This window comes from Thiomicrorhabdus aquaedulcis (genome assembly GCF_004001325.1).
Lineage (GTDB): Bacteria > Pseudomonadota > Gammaproteobacteria > Thiomicrospirales > Thiomicrospiraceae > Thiomicrorhabdus > Thiomicrorhabdus aquaedulcis.
In genome coordinates this window covers 2,065,723-2,083,462 of the sequence record NZ_AP018722.1, presented here as the reverse complement: position 1 = coordinate 2,083,462, position 17,740 = coordinate 2,065,723, and the positions used below count along the sequence as shown (strand labels likewise).

Below are 17,740 nucleotides of genomic sequence, written 5' to 3'. Positions count from 1 at the left end.
AAAATACTCATTTGACCAGGCCTGGTAAGTTGGGTAAAGGGGTTAAGTTTTGCGCTGTTTGCCCTGAATCGCTGGTTTGATTAAGGTGCGCAAAAAATTCTTGCACCGCGCTAGCGTTGCCACTAAAGGCGATGGGTTGTTGGTTTTTGGCCATTTGGTAGTCGTACATTGGGTCGTAATACTCGACCAACAGCGTGTTAATCCAGGCATGGTGCGCATCCTGCGCCTGACTGGGATCACTGCGTTGCACACTCAGCGCGTGGTTAAATTGTTGCAAAATGTGCTGGTAGCGTGTTCCGCCCAAGCGTTTTTGAATGCGCGCCAGTGCGGCTTGCATAAAGGTTTCCCAGTCGGTCAGGGTGGCGTATTCTTGTTGAGCTTGCACCACGTATTCGTCATAGGTAATGGCCAGTCGTTCGGGCAATGGTGTGTCTAACACCACGCGAGCGCACGATTTTAGGTGGTCAAACAACGGCTTGGGAATGTCCACCGAGCCAATATTGCGCGCTTCGTCTTCAATTACTAAATGACGTATAGGGTCTATAGCGTCTTCTATTAAGCGCATTAAGTGCATGGCCAACTGGTTTTCAAAATTAATTTGCGTGGGTTGCGCCCAAGCGTGCCGACCAAATGTTGAGCCGCGATGGTGCGCCAAACCTTCTAAGTCCAAAGCGTTGGGGAGGGTGTGAATCACTTGGGTTTTACCCGAACCGGTGCGCCCGGCCAACACCCACGGGGTGATGTTTTGCGCCTGCATCTGGGCGGGCGCGTGGGCTAAAAAGTCAATTAAAAACCGCCTAAACGCTTTGTAGCCGCCTTTTAAACGCACCATGTCGCAGCCCTGATTACGCAACCATTGTTGGGCAATTTTAGAACGCATGCCACCTCTAAAGCAGTACAACAACGCGTTGGGATGCTGGCTTACAAAGTCTAACCAGGCCTGCACTCTGGGCGCACGCACCGCCTCATTAACCAATTGATGCCCCAGTTTAACCGCCGCCGCATTGCCGTGCTGTTTGTAGCACACACCAATGGCGTGTCGTTCGGCGTCGGTCATGAGCGGTAAGTTGATCGCCTGGCTAAACGCACCTTGTAAAAATTCCACCGGCGCACGCACATCAATTAACGGCGTTTGTTCTAACACCAAACGTTTAAAGTCGGCGGTTTGGGGCAGGTCTTGGCTAAATTGGGTGATGGCCGCGTTGTCTTGGGTCATTACACCACCACAACGTAAGCGGGTTGTAAGCCGGTTTGCGAGTTTACGGGTGCTGTCAATGGTGCGGTAAAGCCAATCGATTCAAGCGCCAGTCCGGCCTGTAACGCCATGGCTTTAAATTCGGCCACGGTCTCATTGGCCACCACGGCTAATAACCCACCCGAGGTTTGCGGGTCGCACAAAATCATTTTTTGAATGTCGGTTAACGCCTCGCCGTTGGCGGTGCTGACCTTGTGACCGTAGCTGTCAAAATTACGCCCCGTGCCCCCAGGTATGCAGCCTTGCGCTAAATAGTCTAAAACGTGCGGCAATACCGGCACTTTGGCAAATTCAATGTGTGCCGTAACGCCACTGCCTTCACAAATTTCAAGTAAATGCCCCAATAGACCAAAGCCGGTTACGTCGGTGAGTGCGGTTACACCCTTAAGCGTGGCAAATTGCGCGCCGATGGTATTGAGTGTGGTCATGGCGTCTATGGCAAGTTCTAAATGTTCGGGGCTTATTTTTTTCTGTTTTTGTGCGGTGGCCAAAATACCAATGCCCAACGGCTTGGTTAAAAACAGTTGACAGTCGGGTTGTGCGCCGGCGTTGCGTTTTAAATGCGCGTTATTGACCAGGCCGGTTACCGCCAATCCAAAAATGGGTTCGGGGGCGTCGATCGAATGCCCGCCCGCCAACGGAATGCCGGCGGCTTCGCAGGTGGCGCGGCCGCCTTCAATCACTTGTTGCGCTACTTCGGGCGGCAGTTTGTCAATCGGCCAGCCAAAAATGGCAATCGCCATAAGCGGTGTGCCGCCCATGGCGTAAATGTCGCTTATGGCGTTGGTGGCGGCAATGCGCCCAAAGGTAAACGGGTCGTCCACAATCGGCATAAAAAAGTCGGTGGTGCTTAACACCGACGTGCCATTGCCCAAGTCGTACGCCGCCGCATCGTCTTTGGTGCTGTTGCCTACCAACAGATTGGGGTGAGCGGCTACGGGCAATTGAGTTTGCAAAATACAGTCTAAAATTTGCGGCGAAATTTTACAGCCACAGCCTGCGCCATGGCTGTATTCGGTGAGTTTAATCATGTGGGTTTGCATCCATAGGCTTTAAAGGGCACTAGTTTACCAACTTGAGCTGGTTGTGTGACGTTAATATTAGCCGGTCATTAGCCACTTTAAACGCCAGCCGGTACAACGGTGTTGTAATCAGTTTATGAGCTTATTAATTTAATAATAGTGCTTAATTTTGGCATTAAGCCTATTTGATAAGGTAGGCGGGGTGTGTTACGGTTGAAAAGGTCAGCCTGCTTAATTTTTTTAAAATAGCGCGTTTTTTTAAACTCAAAAGGACGGCTTATGTCAAAATTTTTTGGTACTGCATTTTTAGTTTCTGCTCTGATTTTTTTGTTTGGCTTAAGTGGCGCAACAGCCGCGTTTGCCGAATTAACGCTCACCCCTTATGGTTCTTTGCGTGTTCAAGCCGAGTCGGTAGTGGTCGATAAGGCGCAAGCCGGTGAAGACAATCATTACAACGGCTTGCGAGATGCGTACTCTCGGCTTGGGGTTCAGGCCAATTACCTCTTAGACAATGGCGTGCAACTGGGCGCGGTCTTAGAGTTTCCGTTGGATGTGGCGCAAATGCAAGCGCAAGATCCGTCGTTTTTTCAAGGATTTTATAAAGAAAATAACGGGCCACGCATCGCTAAAATAACCGCGTCAAGCGACCAGTGGGGCTCTTTGGCTTTGGGCAATCAATGGTTGGCTTATTACAATAACATCGCTTATCCGGTCGATTATTTTAGCTCGTTTTATTCTGGATTTGCCACCCACGCAACCTTTCGCCGTGAAGCACTCACGTACACAACACCGCCATTAAACGGCGTGCAGTTAACCGTGTCAGGCGTTGATATGACCGATGGCGCGGGCACCGCCTATTTAGATACTTTGCAAACAGCATTGTCGTATCAACACCAAGGGGTTCAACTGGCGCTGGCGTATCAAGACAGCCATGACGAACGCGCTAATTTACTTGGGGTGTCGGGCTCTTATCACAGCGGTGCTTGGCGGTTTGCTACTAAAGTAGAGCAATTGCAATCGCATCATACGGTTGTGCAAAATGCCAATCCAATGGTGGCCAATTTGTATGGTTCATATACTTTAAACGACTATACGTTTAAAGCCATGGTGTCTAAAGGCGATGGTAAAGCCGGTAAAAATGATGAAGCCGATGCATTTTTATAGGTTCTTCTTACCATCTTGGGGTCGATTATCAATACACCAAAGCGTTTAAAGTGTTTGTTGAGTATTTTTATGAAGAAAACAGTTACGCCATTTACACGCCAGATTCCGAAGAGTTTAACCCGCTAGGAGGGTATCAAACGCAATCAAACGGTCACGCTTTGGTTTTGGGTGCGCGATACGATTTTTAAGGGTTATGGACGCTTAGTTTAGTGATGTTACGTTTGGTTTTACCAAGGAGAGAAATATGTCCGATTCGACTTTAGCACCGGCCAAGTTAAATCCGCCGGTATTTTACACCGCTTCAGGATTGGTGGTTTTGCTGCTGATTTATGCAGTAACCTTTCCTACCCACGCCGAGGCGGTATTGGGTGGTTTGCAAAACGCCATTATTGTTAATTTTGGTTGGTTTTATATTTTAACGGTTGCGATTATTCTCATTACAGTGGTGTTTTTAGGCTTGTCCCGTTATGGAGAAATTAAGCTTGGTCCTGACCATGCATCGCCCGATTACTCTAACTTAACGTGGTTTTCTATGCTGTTTTCGGCGGGCATGGGCATTGGATTGATGTTTTTTGGCGTGGCCGAACCCGTTATGCATTTTTTAGCCCCCCCGGTTGGTGATCCCGGCACGGTAGAGGCCGCACGTCAGGCCATGAACATTACTTTTTTTCATTGGGGATTACACGCCTGGGCCATATACGCCATTGTGGCGCTCATTTTGGCCTTTTTTAGTTATCGTCATGGACTGCCACTTACGTTACGTTCGGCCTTGTATCCGCTTATTGGCGATCGAATTTACGGTCCAATAGGACATGCTGTGGATGTGTTTGCGGTGATTGGTACGGTATTTGGAATTGCCACTTCGTTAGGATACGGTGTATTGCAAATGAACAGCGGTTTAAACACGCTGTTTGGCGTGCCAATCAGTGCGATGATGCAAGTGGTCTTAATTGCTGCGGTAACCGGATTGGCGGCGATTTCGGTTGCCACTGGCTTAGATAAAGGGATTCGTCGGCTTTCAGAGTTAAATATGAGCTTGGCGGTAATTTTAATGTTGTTGGTGCTGTTTTTAGGGTCAACGGTGTTTTTATTGCAGGCCTTAATTCAAAACACTGGTGCGTACCTATCGGACATCGTTCGGGTTACTTTTAACCTGTTTGCCTATCAAAAAACCGATTGGATTGGTGGTTGGACAATCTTTTATTGGGCTTGGTGGCTGGCGTGGGCTCCTTTTGTGGGACTGTTTATTGCCAGAGTTTCGCGTGGTCGTAAAATTAGAGAGTTTGTCATTGGCGTGTTGTTTGTTCCGGTGGGCTTTAGCTTAATGTGGTTTACATTTTTGGGCAACTCGGCCATTGATATGATTTTAAACGGCGGAATGAACAGCTTGTCTGAAGCGGTTTCAAACGATGTGGCGCTGGCGTTGTTTGCCTTTTTAGACATGTTTCCATGGGGTGCTGTCCTGTCTTTTATTGCTATTGTAATGGTGGTTATTTTCTTTGTCACGTCGGCCGACTCAGGCGCCATGGTGGTTAATATGCTCTGCTCAAGCGGCCGTGACGACACCCCGTTGTGGCAACGAATGTATTGGGTGGTCGGCGTAGGTTTAATTGCAGCCATCTTATTATTAATGGGCGGTTTAGGCGCCTTGCAAACCATGACCATTGCCAGCGCGTTGCCTTTTTCGGTGGTATTGCTTATTGCGACCTATGGTTTAATTAAGGCGTTGCGAGTGGACATGGCCAAACGCGACAGCTTACAGTTAAACATGGCTCCCATTGCACCGGCTAATCAAGGCGACTGGAAAGAACGTTTGCACACCATCATTGACTATCCAAGTCAGTCGGTGGTGAGCCGCTTTATTAAACAAAAAGCCAAAGCGGCGTGTGAAGAAGTTGCGGCGGAGTTAAACGCCCAATCTCTGGTGGCTCAGGTGGAGTACGACGCCGAAAAAGATCGCGTTAAAATGGTGGTTTTTCACGGTGAAGAAGCCGACTTTGTGTATGAGGTTCGCAGTCGATCACACCTTAAACCCGAGTTTACACAAGTGGATCAACCCGAAGAGAGTTTTGAAGAGTCTGCACGTTATTACCGAGCGGAAATTCATCTGCGTGAAGGTGGCCAGGATTACGATGTAATGGGCTGGTCAAAGCAGGCTTTAATTAATGACATTATTGACCACTATCATAAACACATGCACTTTTTGCATGTATTGCGTTAAACCATTAAAGCGGCGCCAATGCGGTTTAAGGCATTTGCCCCTGTTGAGCAAACGAATGCCAGCGCCCGCTGTCGCCTAAAATAAAGTGGTCAAGCACTCTAATGTCCACCAAGCTTAGCGCGTTTACCAGCAGTTGGGTTAAACGGTGGTCGGCGGCGCTGGGCGTGGGGTCGCCCGATGGATGGTTGTGGGCTAATATAACCGCCGCAGCGTGATGGTCTAAAGCGACTTTTAAGACCTCGCGCGGGTGGATGGTGGCTTGGTTAAGCGTGCCCACAAACAGGGTTTGGGTGTGAATTAATTGGTGTTGTTGGTCTAGCAACAGCACCACAAATTGCTCACGGTGCTCAAATCCCAGTTGATGGCTTAAATAGCGCGCCACACTTTCGGGTTGGGTCATGGCTTGGCCGTGTTGCAACTGCGCTTTAAAATGGCGTTGCGACATCTCTAAAATGGCTTGTACTTGCACGTATTTGGCCTCGCCCAGGCCTTTCGCTTGGCAAAAAGTAGTTTGGTCGGCTTTTAACAGCGCGTCCAAACTGCCAAAATAGTCTAATAAATCTTGCGCCAAATGCACCGCACTTTTGCCTTTAATGCCCACGCGTAAAAAAATCGCCAGCAATTCGGCATCGGTTAAACTGTGCGGACCAAATTTAAGCAATTTTTCACGCGGTCGATCGTTTTCGTGCCAATCGGTAATGGCCATGTGCGCACTCCTATGCAAAACAACACAATGCCAACACTATAACCTCAAATTAAAACACAGGTAAAATTAATATGTTTACGTACACCATGCGGGTAAGAGATTACGAATGCGATTTGCAAAAAGTCGTTAACAACAGCGTCTATCAAAATTATTTAGAACACGCGCGCCATGAGTTTTTATTGGCCAACGGCGTAGACTTTGCGGCGTTAGCGCACGCGGGCATTAACTTAATGGTGTTGCGCGTTGAAATTGACTACAAAAAACCGCTTAAATCGCAAGACGATTTTTACGTTACGGTGGCCGTGCAAAAACTCTCGCGCATTCAATACGCCTTTGTGCAAAACATTTACCACCAAACCGATAACCGCTTGATTGTAAGCGCCAAAACCCTGGGTGTGGCGGTAAACGAGCAAGGTCGCCCCATGGCTTCGCCGCATTTAGAAAGTTTGCTGCAGGCTTAGGTGTTTTAAATTGAGCAACCCGACTGATGACGCGATTCAAACGTTGAATCGCAAAGTTGAATAGCAACGTTGAATAGCAACGTTGAATAACAACTTTGGATAACCTTTTTTAGCCATTGATTTCTTAGATTTCATCCAAAAATAAATAACATTGGCTTAAATCCAGTTCAGGATAAAGTTCTTGATAGGCTTACAAAATCAGCTTCAAATCTTTGGCTTGCACATTTTAAACATTCGTCGTCAAAGCTAAGAGAGAGTATTTTTTAACCGCAATAGATTGTCGTAGAGTGTTAACGGCGTAAAGTAATAAAGAAGGTTTACCTGCTCGGCGCATGCCATTGATGACCACCAACGAAACTGATTTAAACAATCGCATGATGACGCCGCTGTCGTTTTACCCGTTCTAAAAACAACGGGTTGTGCCCCCCCTCACAATCGGTTGCTAATTTAGGCTATGTTCCGCTTGAAATGAATCGCAACAACATCGCCGATATTACCGCGATATATTTGATTGGATGGGCAATTTGTTTGCCGACATTTTTTCGCAAGTAGAAATGTTTATATAAGGTGGCTGTTTAAAATGGCCATATAAGGAGAACAGATGCATTTAAAAAACACCAGAGCGCATTATGGCGTGAGTTCAATAGCCTTACATTGGCTTATGTTTGGACTGATTGTGCTGGCCTACGGCAGCATTGAATTAAAAGGCATGTTTGACAAAGAGAGTGATGTGCGTTTTTGGATAAAAAATTTACATCACGCCATTGGCTTGCTTATTTTGGGGTTAGTGGGGGTGCGTTTATTGTTGCAATGGATTCAACTTACGCCCTTAATTGCCCCTGCACCCAGTGCCATGCAAGCCATCGCCGCGCGTTGGGGGCACATTGCGTTATACGGTTTTATGTTTTTTACCCCGTTGGCGGGTTGGCTTATGGTCAGCGCCAAGGCCAAAACCATTTGGTTTTTTGGCCTAAATGTTCCCAGTCTGGTTACTCCAGACCCCTTGTGGGCCGAGCGATTTGAAGATCTGCACGAGGTGTTGGGGCAAATAGGTTATGCCCTGATTGCGTTACATGTGGCAGCAGCGTTGTTTAATCATTATGTGTTAAAAGACAATACACTGATACGAATGTGGCCAACGCGCAAAAAAGAGTAAGCGTTGCAAGGTCTTAACTAATTAATAAGTCTTCAAAAAAGAACGCCACCAATTCACGCCGGCCGCAGAGGTTATGGCCGTAAAAATCTTAAGCATAACGTGCGGAGTGGTTACACTATTTCGTACCTAGATGATGTTATAAAATCACCATCCAAAGGAGACCCGAAATGGCCAATGCAAAATACGACCTTGAACTTAAAAAAGAAGTTATTGACGCCATCGTCAATGGTGGAAGAAGTTCAGCTCAAGCCGCAAGAGATTATGAGTTACCCGTTACCGTTGTTTACACTTGGGTTCGTGCACATAAACTTAAAAATGATTTGGCTGTGATTCCAAAACTCTCGGAATCTCTAGAACAAGAAAATAAACGGCTTAAAAAAGAACTCGCTCAAGCCAAAATGGAGCGAGACATCTTAAAAAAAGCCACCGCATACTTCGCCAGTCTCGAGAAATAAAGTATGCGTGGATACAAAAGCATCGAGAAGAATTCCCGCTTGTACTGATGTGTAAGGTATTAAACGTGCCCGTCAGCAGCTTTAATAGCTGGCTAAAATTAGACCCCACAGATAAGGCAGCCGAACAAAAAGAGAATACTGATTTGGTTAAAGAGACCTTCGGCATCTTAAAAGGAAATGCAGGAGCAAGAGGCATAAAAGGTTATTTAACCAACGAAAAGAAAGTGACGATGAGTCGGCGTAAGATTGCTCGAATCATGCGAGAACAAGGCCTAATCGTCCACACTCGTAAGAAGTTTAAGAAAGCCAGCAGTGCGGCCATTAATGACCCAAAAATACAGCCAAACTTACTCAAACGGGAGTTTAAAGTCAGCTACCTCAACCAAGTATGGGTCGGTGACATAACGCAAGTTAAAACCCAGCAAGGCTGGATGTACTTGGCCACCTACATTGACCTCTACTCAAGAAAAGTAGTCGGATGGGCATTGGAATCGCATATGCGCTCAGAGCTCATCGAAACCGCATTAAAAAGAGCACTGTGGAATCGTAAACCACCAAAAGGACTGATGGTTCACACGGACCAAGGCAGTCAATTTATCAGTAATGCTTACCGCAAGCTGATTGCCCATTGGGGCATTAAGCAAAGCATGAGTCGTCGCGGAAATTGTTGGGATAATGCCGTTATTGAAAGCTTCTTTAAGTCTTTCAAAACAGAAACCGTTTATCAGCTTACAAAATTAATCGACCAACAAGAAATGCGTTGGCTGGTTTCGGAATATATGGGGCACTACAACCACATCAGGCCACACAGCTCGAACGGTTATATTGCGCCTGCAAAGTTCGAGCAAATAAGGCTAGACCGACTAAAAGAAATTGAAGAAAATCTAGGTACGAAAAAGTGTTGACACTCCAGTGCGAATTAATAAAACTAAAACGAATGGCATACATAATTAAGCGCTTGGAGTTAAGTTTAACGAACCAAGCTTGGCGGCTAAGTTGGTATTTGGGTATCATGAGCGCATGAAAAATAGCAAAGCTGAATTTAAACTTTAAACCGCGTTACTTTAAACAAGCTCTTTGCGACGCGTGAATACACGGATAAAAAGGGTTAAAATTCATCTGGTTTTTGTTAGAAAACCTGTCAATAGCTTTCAATTGGCTGGATTTTTAGTCGCAATCAGATAAGTTTGTACTTATTTTTCTGTTGTGTTTTATTCGTGCAAAGGCTGTTCCTTAAAAAAACCACAAAAAAATCATAAAAAGAACCCACACAACCATGAACATACTTTTAGGCGTTACCGGCGGCATTGCCGCGTACAAGGCATTGGAACTTACGCGATTATTTGTAAAAGCCGGCCATCATGTGCAGGTGGTGATGACCGCCGGTGCTAAAGAGTTTATTACGCCTTTGTCGTTTCAGGCGTTGTCTGGGCATCCGGTGCGCGACAGTTTATTTGACGCGCACCAAGAAGCCGGCATGGGGCATATTGAACTGGCGCGCTGGGCAGATCAGATTGTGATTGCGCCAGCCAGTGCCGAAACCCTGGCCAAACTGCGCATGGGGCGTGCCGATGACTTACTCACCACCGTGTGTTTGGCGACCGAAAAACCGATTATGCTCGCGCCCTCGATGAACCGTTTAATGTGGAACAACCCAGCCACCCAAGAAAACGTTGAGGTGCTAAAACAGCGCGGTTTAACAGTGTTAAATCCTGGCTTGGGTGAACAAGCGTGCGGCGAAGTGGGCGAAGGGCGACTGCCCGAACCGCAGGTTATTTTTGAGGCGGTGTTGGCGTTTCAGCACGATTTAAAGCAACGCACAGCACAAGATGACCAGGCCTGGTTAGATTTAACGGCGTATTGGCGTGGTAAATCGTTGGTGATTACCGCCGGTCCTACGTATGAAGATTTGGATCCGGTGCGGTTTTTGGGCAACCGAAGTTCGGGCAAAATGGGCTTTGCGATTGCGCAAGTCGCGGCCAAGGCGGGTGCACAAGTCACGTTAATTGCCGGCCCGGTCAATTTGGCGACGCCACAAAATGTTAATCGATTGAATGTTCGCAGTGCACTGCACATGTTTGAATGGGTGCAAGCGCACGCATTAACCGCCGATTGTTTTATCAGTGCGGCGGCGGTAGCCGATTTTAGAGTGGCGCAGTGGGCGCAACACAAACTTAAAAAAAATGCCGATAATGATGAGATGACGTTGCACTTGGTTAAAAACCCCGACATTGTGGCGTGGGTGGCCAGCCAGCCAAAAATAGAAGGTAAGCCTTTTGTTGTCGGATTTGCGGCCGAAACTCAAAACGTGCTTGAGTACGCGCGCGGTAAGTTGCACAGCAAAAAATTGGACATGATATGCGCCAATTTAGTGGGTGAGCACGCGGGCGAGCAAATGGGGTTTGAGCAAGACCACAACGCTTTAACGTTAATGACGGCAACACAAGAGCAGCCTTTGACAACATCCAGCAAAACCCAACAAGCCATGGCGTTGCTGGGTTTTATTGCAAACCATCCTATCGTCATGCCGTGCCACGACACGGCATCTGCGCCGTAAACCGCCATAGATTGGGGGTCAAGCCTGCAATGATGGGTTTGGTTTTATGTGCGGTAAAACCAAAATAACCAGGCCTGGTCAAAGCCAATTGGGTGTTTAATTCGCGGTTATTGGCTTAAGTGGCTCAGTTTGCAGGGTGGGTTGTGGTTGGCCTATGTAAAAACCTTGGGCGTAATCAATTTGCAAGTCGTTCACACAGCTTAATAGATCGGCGTGGCTGACAAATTCGGCCACGGTGGTGATGTTGAGTTGTTTGGCAAAAAACACCACGCTTTGCACAATGGCCATGGCATGGGGTTGCGGTAAACTTTGAATGAGTGAGCCGTCGATTTTTAAAATATCAATGTTGAGCTTGAGCAAGTGTTCCAAACTTGAAAAGCCCGTTCCGTAATCGTCTACCGCGATTTGACAGCCCAGTGCCTTAACCTTTTGAATAAAACTCGAGACGATTTGATAGTTTTCGACCCCTTCCGTTTCTAAAATTTCAAAAATCACTCGTGGTGCAATGTCGGGGGTGAGCAGGTGCTCTAAGGTTTTGGGAATGTCTTCACCCACAATGTCTTCGTATGATAAGTTAATGCTAAATCGGTACTGATTGTTGGCAAACATGGCAAAGCTTTTAACCAACATGGCTTGCATCAATTGCGCGTACAGTTTGGACTTTTTGGCCACGGGCAAAAACTGATAGGGCAATAACACCTCGGTTGGGGTTTTAATTCGAATTAAACACTCGTATTTGTCAATTTTTTGGGTGTGAAGATTGTAAATGGGTTGAAAGTACGGCATCACTTGATCATTGGCTAGCGCTTGCTTTAACAGACTGGTGATGTGCAGATTGTCTAAAGAGCGTTGTTTTTGATCCATTTGCGGGGCATAAATTAAAATGTCTTTTTTCTTTTGTTTGGCAAGTCGCATCGCCATCTCCAATTCGCTTAGCGGGCTGGAAAGTGCGGTGGTGGCCACAATGGTTAAGTTAAACGAGATGGTTTGTAAATTGGGAGCTTGCAAATCGACGGTTAACGCCTGATGCAGCTGCTGCAGCAGCGCGTCTAACGCCCCCGGTGCTTGTAGGCTGTTGGGCATCCAGACTAAAAACTCATCGGCGCCAATGCGGTATAAGCGTTTGGCATTGGGGAGTTGGACTTTGAGATTTTCACTGACGGTGATGAGCAATTGATCGCCCAGCTCCATGCCAAACAGTTCGTTTAAGGCTTTAAAATCGTCAATGTTAAGCGAAATCAGCAGGCACGGTGGCGGAGTGGTTAGGTTTTTGCGCTTGGCTAAATCGCTGAGCAGTTTAGCCCGGTTAAACAAGCCGGTCAGCGCGTCGTGTTGGTATAGGTCTTCCAGTTCTTGGCTTTTTTGGGCCACTTCAGATTCGAGTGTTTGGTTAAGCGTTTCAAGTTGCGTTTGATAGTGCGTAAGGTTGGTTTTAAGTTGCGCAAAACGCGTTTTTAATCGCGCTTGCAATCTTAAACTCACCATTAGGGCTAGACTAATAAACAGCACGGTAAGCGCCAGTGAGATGCCGGCTTGGCGCACAAAGTGAGCCTTTAATTGCTGCTGTTGTTGATAAATAATCGCTTCAATGTCGTCGGTGTATAATCCGGCGCCGATGAGCCAGTTGATCGGTTTTATCCACTCAATTTGCGTCACTTTTTGACTGGTGTATTGGGCGCCTGGTTTTTGATACCAATACGATACTTTGGCGGTTCCATTTTCTTTAAGCTGCTTAAGGTAGGTTTCACGATAGGCGTGGCCTTGTGAATCTTTAAGGCTGGAGTCCATGGGCAGCCCTTCTTGTGCAGGGTCAATGGGCAACAGCAAATGGCGGGCAAAGTCGGCGCCGCCGTCGATCTGGTTAAGCTTTAAAACAAAAAAGTAGCCAATTTGCTCAGGGCCAATGCGGGTTTCACGCAGACGATTGAGCACTTGGGTTTGTTGAGCGGCGTCAAACTGACCTTTGTCAATCAGGGCGTTAATAAGGCGCGTTTCACGTTTGATTTGGTCGTTTAACTGCGTAAATTGCGTTTGGCTAAATTGAGCGCGAAACGCTTGCGCGTGTTGTTGATAAGCGTGCCATTGTTGGTAAATGAAAAAGATGGTCAGCACCAATGCCAGCCCAAAAATAAACGCCAAAGCACTGCTTAGTTGCAGGTTAAAAAAAGCGCGTTCAGAGGTTTGATTGGGTTTCATCGATGTGCCGTGACCAGTTTAAGAAGGGTTTAAGCTGCGGTTTGTTCTGTCAATGCAATTGACCAGGCCTGGTCAATTGCATTGACAGTAAGGTCTTTTAAAGATTTTTTTGTGCCTTTAATAAATCGCGAATTTCGCTGAGTAACAGCACTTCGTCGGACGGTGCGGGTTCGGCTTTAACCTCTTCAACCACCACGTCTTCTTTTTTAAGGCGATTAATGCCTTTAACGGCCATAAAAATGACAAAAGCGATGATCATAAAATCCACCACGGTTTGAATAAACGCACCGTAGGCAATCACGACCGCTGGGGCTTCGCCTACCGCTTCTTTAATCACAATCGACAGGTCTGAGAAATCGACCCCTCCCATTAACACCCCAATCGGCGGCATCACCACATCGGCCACCAGTGAGCTGACGATTTTGCCAAACGCCACTCCAATAATGACCGCCACCGCTAAATCGATGACGTTGCCTTTAACAGCGAACTCTTTAAACTCTTTTATTAAACTCATCGTAACACTCCTCTCGTTTTTCTTGTTTTGTAAATACCAAGCACGATTATCGCTAATTTCCTCGGAAAACATAGGTTAATCGATTTGATGGCATCAAAAAAGCCAAGTGGTTATTTTTTTAACGGCAAAATCACTATTTCGTTGGTTTTAAACAGCGGAATCAACAAGCGATTGCGTGTGCTGTCAAAGCCTAAATCGGCCGGCGAGTCTAAATGATTAATGAGCGTGGTCACGCGGCGTTGAGCGTCTATGTGGTAAATAGACGAGGTTTCCCAGCTCGAGGTGATTAACGCGTCGTTTGGCATGGCTAATAAACCGTCTAAACTGCCGCCTGGCAACGTCATTAAGGCGGTCGTTTGACCTTGTGAGTTTAAATAGTGCAGTTTGCCCGTACCAAAAGTGACCATGGCCACGCCGGTTTTATAAGGCGTTACCCCATTAGGACGGCCTAAATTGGCTGATTTTTGAATTATTTGAACCTCACCGGCGGTGGACACTTTGTACAGCGCATCTTGACCAGAGGCTTTATAGCCCAGGTTTAAACCACTGTCGGTTAGATAAAAATGCTGGTCGTCTATACGACTTAAGCCGTTTAAGAACGTGCTGCCTTCAATTTTAATGTCTTTGAGCTGCTGGCCGTCGGGCAATGAAAATACGCGCACTACATCAATGTCGGCCACGTAGAGTTTGTTGCCAATGACTTCAAAGCCTTTGGGGGCGTTAAGTCGCACGTTGGGTGACGCGCCGTCTAGCCATTTTAAATTAACCACTTCGCCACTGGGGCTTACCTTAGAGATAAAGCCATTGTCGTCTTTATCAAACGGACTGCCGTTAATGTTGGCCACCAAATAAACGTCTTGGGCGGCATAGTATTCAACCGATTCTGGGGTGGCAAAGCCAACATCGCTTAGGGTGATCGGTTGGGCGTAAGCTGGCATTAAAACCGCGCCAAACAAAGCCATACCCAAAACAGAACGTGAAAATAACGTGGTCATAAAAACTCCTTAAGATAGAGGCAGATAAAAAACAGAAATTTTAACCGTTTAGCCGACAATAGACTCGTGCAAAGGCCTCTCATTGTGGCATTTTTTAAATGAGCTTTGTTGTAAAATACCCGCCAAACTTATTTTAAAGGAAGCGAGCCATGACTCTTCAGGTGCAATACAAAATTTTAGACCCCCGTTTGGGCAACCAAATTGAACTGCCACATTACGGCACCAAAGGGTCAGCCGGTTTGGATTTGCGCGCGTGCGTTGACGCACCTTTAACCATTTTGCCCGGGCAAACGGTGTTGATTCCCACCGGTATGGCCATTCATTTAGACGACGCAGGTTTTGCGGCCATGCTGCTGCCGCGCTCGGGGTTGGGGCACAAGCACGGTATTGTGCTGGGCAATTTGGTGGGGCTGATTGATTCGGATTACCAAGGACCGTTAATGGTGTCGGTGTGGAACCGAGGTGACGAGCCTTACACCGTGGCGGTGGGTGAACGTATTGCCCAAATGGTGATTGTGCCGGTGTTGCAACCGGTCTTTACCCAAGTAACCGAGTTTGGTGACGCTACTGAACGCGGTCAAGGTGGTTTTGGCCACACGGGTGCGCTGTAATATCTTTAACAAAACAATCAAAACAATAAAACATTAAAAACACGTTTGACCAGGCCTGGTCATTGCAAATTATCAATTAACGTATTGCCCCAAAACAGGGGTTACACACTAAAAGGAGACGGCCATGCCCACATTTGATATTGTGTCCGAATTGGATAAACACGAACTCACCAACGCCATTGATCAAGCCAATAAAGAGGTGGTTACTCGGTTTGATTTTAAAGGCAGTAACTCAAGTTTTGAGCTAAAAGACACCACGGTGACGCTAAAAACCCAGTCGGATTTTCAGCTGGATCAGATGTACGATATTTTGGTGCAAAAGGCCAATCGTCGTGGCATCGACGTAAAATGCATGGAACGCAAAGACCCCGATATTCAGCTTAAAACCGCCAAGCAGGACATCGAAATGAAAGAGGGCTTGGACGCGCCGTTGGCCAAAAAAATTATTAAAGCCATTAAAGACTCCAAAATTAAAGTGCAAGCCGCCAACCAAGGCGACAGCATTCGTGTAACCGGTAAAAAACGCGACGATTTACAAGAAGTCATGCAATTACTGCGTGGCTTGGACGATTTAGAACTGCCGTTGCAATTTAATAACTTTAGAGATTAATTTTGATGAGAGTGCAAAACACCATGAACCTAAATAAAGAACAAGCGCAAAACATTGCGGCCGTTTTGTCCGAAGCTTTGCCTTACATTCAACGATTTGCTGGTAAAACCATTGTGGTTAAATACGGCGGCAACGCCATGACCGATGAGGCTTTAAAAGCTGGCTTTGCGCGTGACATTGTGCTCATGAAATTGGTGGGCATGAACCCCGTTGTGGTGCATGGCGGCGGGCCGCAAATTGGCAATTTATTGAGCCGAATTGGCAAGCAATCCGAGTTTGTTCAGGGCATGCGTGTTACCGACACCGAAACCATGGACATTGTTGAAATGGTTTTGGGTGGACAGGTAAACAAAGAGATTGTAAACCTGATTCACCGTAACGGTGGCAACGCGGTGGGATTAACCGGTAAAGACGGCAACTTAATTCGCGCTAAAAAAATGACGTTATTGCGCGACGGCCCCGAGTTTCACACCTCCGAAATCATCGATTTAGGCCATGTGGGCGAAGTGGAAGAGATTAATATTAAAGTCTTAAACATGCTTATTCAGGGCGATTTTATTCCAGTCATTGCCCCAGTGGGCGTGGGCGAAGATGGCCACTCTTACAATATAAACGCCGATTTGGTGGCGGGCAAAATCGCCGAAGCGCTTAACGCCGAAAAATTGATATTGCTTACCAATATCCCCGGCTTGCTCGACAAAGAAGGCAATTTGCTGACCGGTCTTAACAGCCAAACGGTAGACGCCTTAATTGCCGACGGCACCATTTACGGTGGCATGTTGCCTAAAATTAAATGCGCGCTGGACGCGGTGCAAAATGGGGTAACGTCATCGCATATTATCGACGGCCGCGTAGAACATGCCGTGATGTTAGAGGTGTTTACCGACGAAGGCGTGGGCACGTTAATAACCGCGCAATAACGCCATGCCAAAAGCAAGATAGGAGCAAAAATGAATTTTGAATTGATGCTAAACGATTACGCACTGCCTTGGGGAATCAAGGTTGGGTTGGCGTTGTTGATTTTTGTGGTGGGGCGCTACGCGGTTAAGATTCTGGTTAAGGTGATTAAGCGCGTATTAGATCGTGTGCCGTCCATGGACAGCATGCTGGTCAATTTTGCGGTATCCATTCTTAACGCATTGCTGATGCTGTTTGTGATCATTGCGGCGTTAAACCAGCTTGGAGTTGACACATCGTCGCTGATTGCGTTAATTGCCGCCGCTGGGTTGGCCATTGGCTTAGCGTTGCAAGGCTCGATGCAAAATTTTGCCGCTGGGGTGATGATTTTGGTGTTTAAACCCTTTAAAAGTGGCGATTCTATCGAAGCCGGCGGTGTGGCGGGTGTGGTTGAAAATGTGCAAATTTTTAGCACCACCTTACGCACGGGCGACAATAAAGAGATTATTGTGCCTAACGGCGGAATTTACGGCGGCCCCATTACCAATTATTCGGCACGCGCTACTCGCCGAGTAGACATGGTATTTGGTATTAGTTACGAGGCCGATTTGCGTCAAGCCAAAGCCATTTTAGAGCAATTGTTGGCCGACGATGAGCGGGTGTTAAAAGAACCTGCTCCCGTGGTAGCGCTGTCTGAACTGGGAGCCAACAGTGTTAATTTTGTGGTGCGTCCTTGGGTGGTCTCAGCCGACTATTGGGCGGTGTATTGGGATATGAACGAAAAAGTAAAACTGCGTTTTGACGAAGCAGGCATTGGCATTCCCTATCCACAAATGGACGTGCATTTACATCAGTCAGAGTCTTAGCCGTCTGTAATGAAATGGCTGCGTTGTTTTGATTAAGACCCCTTTTTACAAGGG

General features: G+C 46.9%; 18 protein-coding genes. 12 read left to right on the top strand and 6 right to left on the bottom strand.

What is annotated here, in order from left to right; genetic code table 11:
* Positions 1–7: 7 nt before the first annotated feature.
* Both mnmH and selD read right to left on the bottom strand, forming a co-directional pair.
* Positions 8–1,216, bottom strand: coding sequence for a tRNA 2-selenouridine(34) synthase MnmH (mnmH, locus tag EP181_RS09535; RefSeq protein ID WP_127471425.1), 1,209 nt, complete (start codon positions 1,214–1,216; stop codon positions 8–10).
* Positions 1,216–2,286, bottom strand: coding sequence for a selenide, water dikinase SelD (gene selD, locus EP181_RS09530; RefSeq protein WP_232023415.1), 1,071 nt, complete (start codon positions 2,284–2,286; stop codon positions 1,216–1,218). The genes mnmH and selD overlap by 1 nt, the downstream gene beginning before the upstream one ends.
* Before the next feature lie 270 nt (positions 2,287–2,556).
* Between selD and EP181_RS09525 the strand changes: the two genes are divergently transcribed.
* The 3 genes from EP181_RS09525 to EP181_RS09520 are packed head-to-tail and all read left to right on the top strand — an operon-like array spanning position 2,557 to position 5,662.
* Positions 2,557–3,441 carry a porin gene (locus tag EP181_RS09525; protein ID WP_197723371.1) on the top strand — a complete coding sequence of 295 codons (885 nt, stop codon included), beginning with the start codon at positions 2,557–2,559 and terminating at the stop codon, positions 3,439–3,441.
* 50 nt (positions 3,442–3,491) lie between these two features.
* A complete protein-coding gene (locus EP181_RS12070; protein WP_197723370.1) occupies positions 3,492–3,629 on the top strand; it encodes a hypothetical protein in 138 nt (45 codons plus the stop codon).
* A 56-nt stretch (positions 3,630–3,685) separates the two neighbouring features.
* The gene (locus tag EP181_RS09520) at positions 3,686–5,662 is read left to right on the top strand and encodes a BCCT family transporter (protein ID WP_127471423.1); all 1,977 of its coding nucleotides are present in this window, start codon (positions 3,686–3,688) and stop codon (positions 5,660–5,662) included.
* A gap of 25 nt (positions 5,663–5,687) precedes the next feature.
* On the opposite strand, the gene radC is transcribed toward EP181_RS09520, so the two are convergent.
* Positions 5,688–6,368: a RadC family protein gene (radC, locus tag EP181_RS09515; protein WP_127471422.1), complete on the bottom strand. Its 681-nt coding sequence runs from the start codon at positions 6,366–6,368 to the stop codon at positions 5,688–5,690.
* A 71-nt stretch (positions 6,369–6,439) separates the two neighbouring features.
* On the opposite strand from radC, the gene EP181_RS09510 reads away from it, so the two are divergent.
* From EP181_RS09510 to coaBC, 5 genes are all read left to right on the top strand, one after another.
* A complete protein-coding gene (locus EP181_RS09510; protein ID WP_127471421.1) occupies positions 6,440–6,829 on the top strand; it encodes an acyl-CoA thioesterase in 390 nt (129 codons plus the stop codon).
* A gap of 601 nt (positions 6,830–7,430) precedes the next feature.
* The gene (locus tag EP181_RS09505) at positions 7,431–7,985 is read left to right on the top strand and encodes a cytochrome b (RefSeq protein ID WP_127471420.1); all 555 of its coding nucleotides are present in this window, start codon (positions 7,431–7,433) and stop codon (positions 7,983–7,985) included.
* Between the two features lie 167 nt (positions 7,986–8,152).
* Positions 8,153–8,440 (top strand): transposase, encoded by a 288-nt coding sequence (locus EP181_RS09500; protein ID WP_127470532.1) that lies wholly within the window; start codon positions 8,153–8,155, stop codon positions 8,438–8,440.
* Positions 8,416–9,345, top strand: a complete 930-nt coding sequence (locus EP181_RS09495; protein WP_127470533.1) for an IS3 family transposase — start codon at positions 8,416–8,418, stop codon at positions 9,343–9,345. Before EP181_RS09500 ends, EP181_RS09495 begins: the two co-directional genes overlap by 25 nt.
* Before the next feature lie 371 nt (positions 9,346–9,716).
* Positions 9,717–10,997 (top strand): bifunctional phosphopantothenoylcysteine decarboxylase/phosphopantothenate--cysteine ligase CoaBC, encoded by a 1,281-nt coding sequence (gene coaBC, locus EP181_RS09490; RefSeq protein ID WP_127471419.1) that lies wholly within the window; start codon positions 9,717–9,719, stop codon positions 10,995–10,997.
* A gap of 96 nt (positions 10,998–11,093) precedes the next feature.
* On the opposite strand, the gene EP181_RS09485 is transcribed toward coaBC, so the two are convergent.
* The 3 genes from EP181_RS09485 to EP181_RS09475 all read right to left on the bottom strand — a co-directional run bounded on the left by EP181_RS09485 (position 11,094) and on the right by EP181_RS09475 (position 14,702).
* A complete protein-coding gene (locus tag EP181_RS09485) occupies positions 11,094–13,193 on the bottom strand; it encodes an EAL domain-containing protein (protein WP_127471418.1) in 2,100 nt (699 codons plus the stop codon).
* Positions 13,194–13,290: 97 nt separating this feature from the next.
* Complete coding sequence (gene mscL / locus EP181_RS09480; protein WP_127471417.1) at positions 13,291–13,707, bottom strand: large-conductance mechanosensitive channel protein MscL; 417 nt, start codon at positions 13,705–13,707, stop codon at positions 13,291–13,293.
* 110 nt (positions 13,708–13,817) lie between these two features.
* Positions 13,818–14,702, bottom strand: coding sequence for an SMP-30/gluconolactonase/LRE family protein (locus EP181_RS09475; RefSeq protein ID WP_127471416.1), 885 nt, complete (start codon positions 14,700–14,702; stop codon positions 13,818–13,820).
* A gap of 149 nt (positions 14,703–14,851) precedes the next feature.
* On the opposite strand from EP181_RS09475, the gene dut reads away from it, so the two are divergent.
* The 4 genes from dut (at position 14,852) to EP181_RS09455 (ending at position 17,686) form a co-directional block, all read left to right on the top strand.
* Positions 14,852–15,313 carry a dUTP diphosphatase gene (gene dut, locus EP181_RS09470; protein ID WP_127471415.1) on the top strand — a complete coding sequence of 154 codons (462 nt, stop codon included), beginning with the start codon at positions 14,852–14,854 and terminating at the stop codon, positions 15,311–15,313.
* Between the two features lie 124 nt (positions 15,314–15,437).
* Positions 15,438–15,923, top strand: coding sequence for a YajQ family cyclic di-GMP-binding protein (locus tag EP181_RS09465; protein WP_127471414.1), 486 nt, complete (start codon positions 15,438–15,440; stop codon positions 15,921–15,923).
* Between the two features lie 23 nt (positions 15,924–15,946).
* Positions 15,947–16,843 (top strand): acetylglutamate kinase, encoded by an 897-nt coding sequence (argB, locus tag EP181_RS09460; RefSeq protein WP_172959740.1) that lies wholly within the window; start codon positions 15,947–15,949, stop codon positions 16,841–16,843.
* Positions 16,844–16,873: 30 nt separating this feature from the next.
* Complete coding sequence (locus tag EP181_RS09455) at positions 16,874–17,686, top strand: mechanosensitive ion channel family protein (RefSeq protein ID WP_127471413.1); 813 nt, start codon at positions 16,874–16,876, stop codon at positions 17,684–17,686.
* The last annotated feature ends 54 nt before the right edge of the window (positions 17,687–17,740 follow it).